Source organism: Microcystis sp. M079S1 (assembly GCF_020246425.1).
GTDB lineage: Bacteria > Cyanobacteriota > Cyanobacteriia > Cyanobacteriales > Microcystaceae > Microcystis > Microcystis aeruginosa.
In genome coordinates this window covers 1-5,077 of the sequence record NZ_JADBSZ010000188.1, presented here as the reverse complement: position 1 = coordinate 5,077, position 5,077 = coordinate 1, and the positions used below count along the sequence as shown (strand labels likewise).

The following is a 5,077-nucleotide window of genomic DNA, read 5'->3' as shown; positions in this document are numbered from 1 at the left end:
TGAAATGGGGCGAAAGTCTGTGGACTCTGTGTAAGACAGTACATGGTTTTTTAACTGTGGTATGCGACGGTGGTGGAAGCAGAAACTTAAATCGTGAGGTTTAGGAATCGCCGCACTTTTAGGGCGGCGAGGATGTCAATGAGGTTCGCTCGTCCTCTATTTTGATCGCCGACTCGTGCAGTCATGTCTTTTTTTCTCTTAGCTGTTGAACCACCTGCCCTAATTAACACTGTAGCTGAACCGGAAACGGAGGAACGCCAAGTTTCTGAAAATAGTCCCACGTCTGTAGTTCCCCCCCCTGTCACCCCAGCACCTCTAGAGGCAAAAAAGCCTTCAGAAGAGAGCGTTTCTATTCCCCTCACCGTCACTCCACCCCCGGAAACCGTCGAGGTAAAACCCTTGGTTCCCGATGAGGGTATTCCCTTAAAACCATTACCTAGCAGTGCGGGTGATGCGGCAGCTTTAGGAAAACCCCTTTCTGTCCAGAATTCTCCACCCCCCGCAGCCGTTGGTGTCACTATTCATCCCGAAACCGAGATAGTTTCAGGATTAAATCAAAAAGCTCTTAACCAGAAAAATGGCTCAACTCGGCTATTAGTGCGGAAAAAAGGCGAAAAAACCGGTCAAGAATACTTGATTTCCCTCAATAACAGCCTAGATCAGACCGCTAATCCAGAAGGGGAAAGACCCCTAGAATTAGTGGCCGATGAGCAGGAATTTGACCAAAATCGGCAGATTATCACCGCTAGAGGTAATGTCACCCTGCGTTTTGCCCAAAGTGTACTAACGGCCGATCGCTTACAGATTAATCTTCCCGAAAAGTTAGCAGTAGCGGAGGGCCAGGTGATCCTAACCCGGGGAGATCAAATCCTGCGCGGCGATCGCTTTGAGTATTATTTCGTCCAGGATAGCGGTGTGGTATTTAATGCTAATGGGGAGATTTTTCAACCCAGCACCGCTAGGGATTTAGGACAAACGCTGCCCACGGATGTGGGGGCCGGTAGTTCTTTTGCAACCCTAACCGATCGTTTGGCATTAAATCAACCCTTGCAGAGAATCACCACGGGAGAGGGTTTTCAATTTGTCGTCGGGGGACAGGATCCTAGTCGGCGCGATCGACAGAATATTAGTAGTCCATCGGGGGGAACGATTAATCGTGTCCGTTTTCAGGCCGAACGCTTGAATTTTGATGGTAAGGTGTGGAATGCCACTAATGTGCGTCTGACGAATGACCCTTTTTCCCCCCCTGAGTTGGAAGTTCGGGCTAATTCCGCCACTTTTCGCAGTACCGGCCCCTTTACCGATGAGTTACGGATGAGTAATTCCCAGTTGGTTTTCGATCAACGGGTAGTGGCACCCACGTTTATTAATAGTCTTACTTTCGATCGCCGTCGTCGTCGTCCTTTTTTAATTGCCCCGGGCTATGATGGGGAGGATCGGGGCGGATTTTTCGTAGAAAGTCCCCTAACTTTAGTGGAGACACCGAAGACTCTTTTCGAGTTGACACCGCAATATTTAATTCAAAAAGTCCTTAATCCCGATGCTTTTCCCTCAGCTAACCCCGGAGGTGGCGAAGTTTCGGCCCTTAGTCCGAAAGCTTTTGGTTTATTGGGCAATTTTGCCACTAATTTTGGCGAGCGCTCGTTTTTGCAAGCGACAGCTTCTTTTTCTAATCTAGATTTGGAACAGATCGAAAATAGTGTTCGTTCTAAAATTCGCTTTCAACAGACGATCGGACAGTTGCAGGATCCCTATCTGCTCAATGTGGAGTACAATTATCGCGAGCGTCTCTTTAACGGTTCTTTGGGTTTTCAGACGGTTAATAGCAGTTTTGGGGCAATTTTGACCTCACCGGTGATTGTCGTCCCGAATACGGATATTAGACTCAGTTATCAAGCTTCTGTTCAGAATATCAACGCACCCACCGATCGCAGTGATCTCTTAGCGGCCAATGCAACGGATAATGTTACTAATTTAAGCCGTTTTCAGGGGGCTGTCTCCCTCAATCGCAGTTTTTTACTCTGGTCTGCCCTTACTTTACCACCGACTCCCGACCAAGGGTTAAGATTTTCTCCCGTTCCCGTTCAACCCTATATTGCTCTTGTCACTGGTGTCACCGGTGTCACCGGTTATTACACTAATGGAGAGACGCAAAATTCCGTCACGGGAACCGTGGGATTATTAGGACAGTTTGGGCGTTTTTCCGGCAATTTTCTCGACTATACCGGGTTTAATCTCAGTTTTAGTCAGGGTTTAGTCAACGGACAATCACCCTTTTTCTTCGATCGCTTTGTTGATCAACAAACAATGTCATATGGTATAACTCAACAGGTATATGGTCCGATCCGTGTGGGTTTCCAGAGTATTTACAGCATCGATCAAGCTAAGGAAATCAGTACAGAATATTTTCTCGAATGGAGTCGTCGTACCTATAGTTTAATTTTGCGGTATAACCCAGTGCTGCAGTTGGGAATACTCAACATCCGCGTTTCGGATTTCAACTGGACAGGCAACCCCGGCTATTTTGAGGGCAGCGATATCCGTCCGGTGGTGGATGGAGTAACCCGTTAAGACTACATGGGAATTATGAATTATGAATTATGAATTATGAAGTGGGGTGTGGGGTTTTAGGGATTTTCAGATCGGGATTACCTCTCATTGAGACTCCCTTGACTAACTTCTATCCTCTCTTCAACGTGACAGAAAAGCTCCTAAAATTTTCATGGTGTTGCTCGTTTCATAATTCAACCCTTCTACTCCCTTAATATTTGTTTGTTCATAAAGTCTAGGAGAGCGTAAAGTGTTCTGACATTCTCCTGTTTTTAGGTTCCAAAGTTTAATCGTCTCGTCTTCACTTGCGCTGGCCAATGTCTTACCGTCGGGACTAAAACAGACTGACCTGACACTTTTAGTATGTTCACACAGGAGTTGATGAAGTTGACCTGTTTCAACATCCCAAATTCGGATCGTTGCGTCATCTCCCCCACTTGCTAGTAACTTCCCATCGGGACTAAAAGCTACTGACCATACCCAAGACTTATGACCTTCAAAACTATTAATTAATCTACCATCTTTGACTTGCCAAACTTTGACCGTTTGATCATCACTTGAACTGGCTAATCGCTGACCGTCAGAGCTAAAGACAACAGACCAGATTCTTCCTTGATGACCTTTAAAAGTCCGCAAAGATTGAGTCATATTATCTTCAATAGACCAGAGTTTAATAGTTCGATCTTCACTACCAGTTGCTATTAATTTTCCATCAAGACTAAAATTTACTGATAATACCCAGGCCTGATGTTCCTCAAAAGTTTTGAGACAAAATCCTCTCGGAACTGACCAAAGCTTAACAGAATTATCTCCACTACCACTCACCAATATTTGACTATTAGGACTAAAAGCGATCGACCATACGCGCTTTTGATGTTCTGGAGCAAAAGTGTATTTTTCATCTGTCCTAATATCCCAAAGTTTAATGATGTTATCGTGACTGGTACTAGCAATCAGTTGACCATTCGGACTAACCGCGACTTGATGCAATAAAACCCAATAATCTTTTTCTTGTAAAATTTTAATTACTTCGCCACTTTCCCCTGACCATAATCTAATCGTTTGATCTCCGCTTCCACTTATCAATGTTTTTCCATCGGGACTAAAAGCTACTGAACAGATCCAGTCAGTATGACCATTAATCTGTTGAAGACATTTATGGTTTTTGATAGACCATAATCGGATCGATCGATCTATAGACCCACTCAAGATATATTGACTATCGGGACTAAAAGTAATCGATGATAATCGATTGCCATATCCCCTAAAACATTGAAGACATTCTCTGGTTTTTACTGACCATAACCGCAGTGTAAAATCTTCACTCCCACTGGCTATATATTGACCGTCCGGACTAAAAGCAATTGACCAAATCCAGCTTTCATGTCCTTTTAAAGTATCAATATTTTGATATTCTCCTTCTATAAGAGACCATATTTTGATGGTTTTATCGCCACTTCCACTGGCTAGAAGTTGACCATCGGAACTAAAGGCAACTTGCCAAACCCAATCTTGGTGTCCTGTAAGAGTATGGAGACATTCTCCTGTCTCAACTGACCATATTTTGATAGTTTTATCAGCGCTCCCACTGGCTAAAAGTTGACCATTTGGACTAAAGGTAACACCACCTACTCGTTCTTGATGTCCTTCAAGGGTGTGGAGACATTCTCCTGTTTCAACTGACCATATTTTAATAGTTTTGTCCTCACTTCCTGTGGCTAAAAACTTACTATCAGCACTAAAAGTAACGGCTCTAATAGGAGCATAATGTTTTTGAGAAGGGTGGGGCAAAGAATGACAATTTATAGATAGATCTGTTGTAATAGACCAAATTTTAACAATTCCATCTTGTCCCCCACTTGCTAGTAACTGTCCCTCGGAATTTAAGGCTACTGACCACACCCAGCTTCCGTGAGCAGGAAAGCTTTTGCTTAATTCTAATTTTCCATCTTGTTTGACTTTCCAGAGGTAAATCATCCCATGACTGTCACCAGTTGCTAAAAGATCTTCTCTTGGAAAAGAGCGATTAAACTGACTGCAAGAAATTGATAAAATACTGCCACAAGTTTGAGGGAAAATACAGTCAAAAAACTGTGAGTATGAAAAATCTACTTGGTTGAGTCTAATGTTTGAAAAATCGACTTGTCGAATAGGGATATGGGAAAAATCGTAGCCGATTAAGTAACCATTTTTCAGTATATTAAGTAAGTTAATAATATTGCCAGCAATGCCGCCAATTTGTCCAGAAGGTTCATTTTTTAATGTCTTTAAACAATCGATTAGTTTGCTTTCTAGATTATTTTCTTGAAAATTATGGATTAAGTTCTTAATTATTGGGTGTAAAATAACATTAATTTGAATCTTTCTTAGATAATCAGGAACAGGGCTCTTCGTTACTTGGTATGGTTCGATATGGGGGCATAAATCGACTAAATCCTTATCTGGCAAGAGATTTAATTGATTAGTTCGCTCCAGATCGCAAACAATTGACAAAAATTGCGGTAATGTCTGTTTCTATAAGGGTTTC

The 5,077-nt window shown here is 42.8% G+C and carries 1 protein-coding gene and 1 pseudogene; one reads left to right on the top strand and one right to left on the bottom strand.

All coding sequences use genetic code 11. The annotated features are described in order from the left end of the window. Positions 1–183: 183 nt before the first annotated feature. Positions 184–2,571, top strand: coding sequence for a DUF3769 domain-containing protein (locus IM456_RS12330; protein ID WP_287691617.1), 2,388 nt, complete (start codon positions 184–186; stop codon positions 2,569–2,571). A gap of 120 nt (positions 2,572–2,691) precedes the next feature. Here the strand turns inward: IM456_RS12330 and IM456_RS12325 are convergent. After that, positions 2,692–4,947, bottom strand: a pseudogene (locus IM456_RS12325) (WD40 repeat domain-containing protein); the annotation flags it as partial. Positions 4,948–5,077: the final 130 nt, after the last annotated feature.

Excerpts from the sequence above, each read along its gene's own strand:
- IM456_RS12330 (WP_287691617.1), top strand. The coding sequence starts at position 184 with ATGTCTTTTTTTCTCTTAGCTGTTGAACCACCTGCCCTAATTAACACT.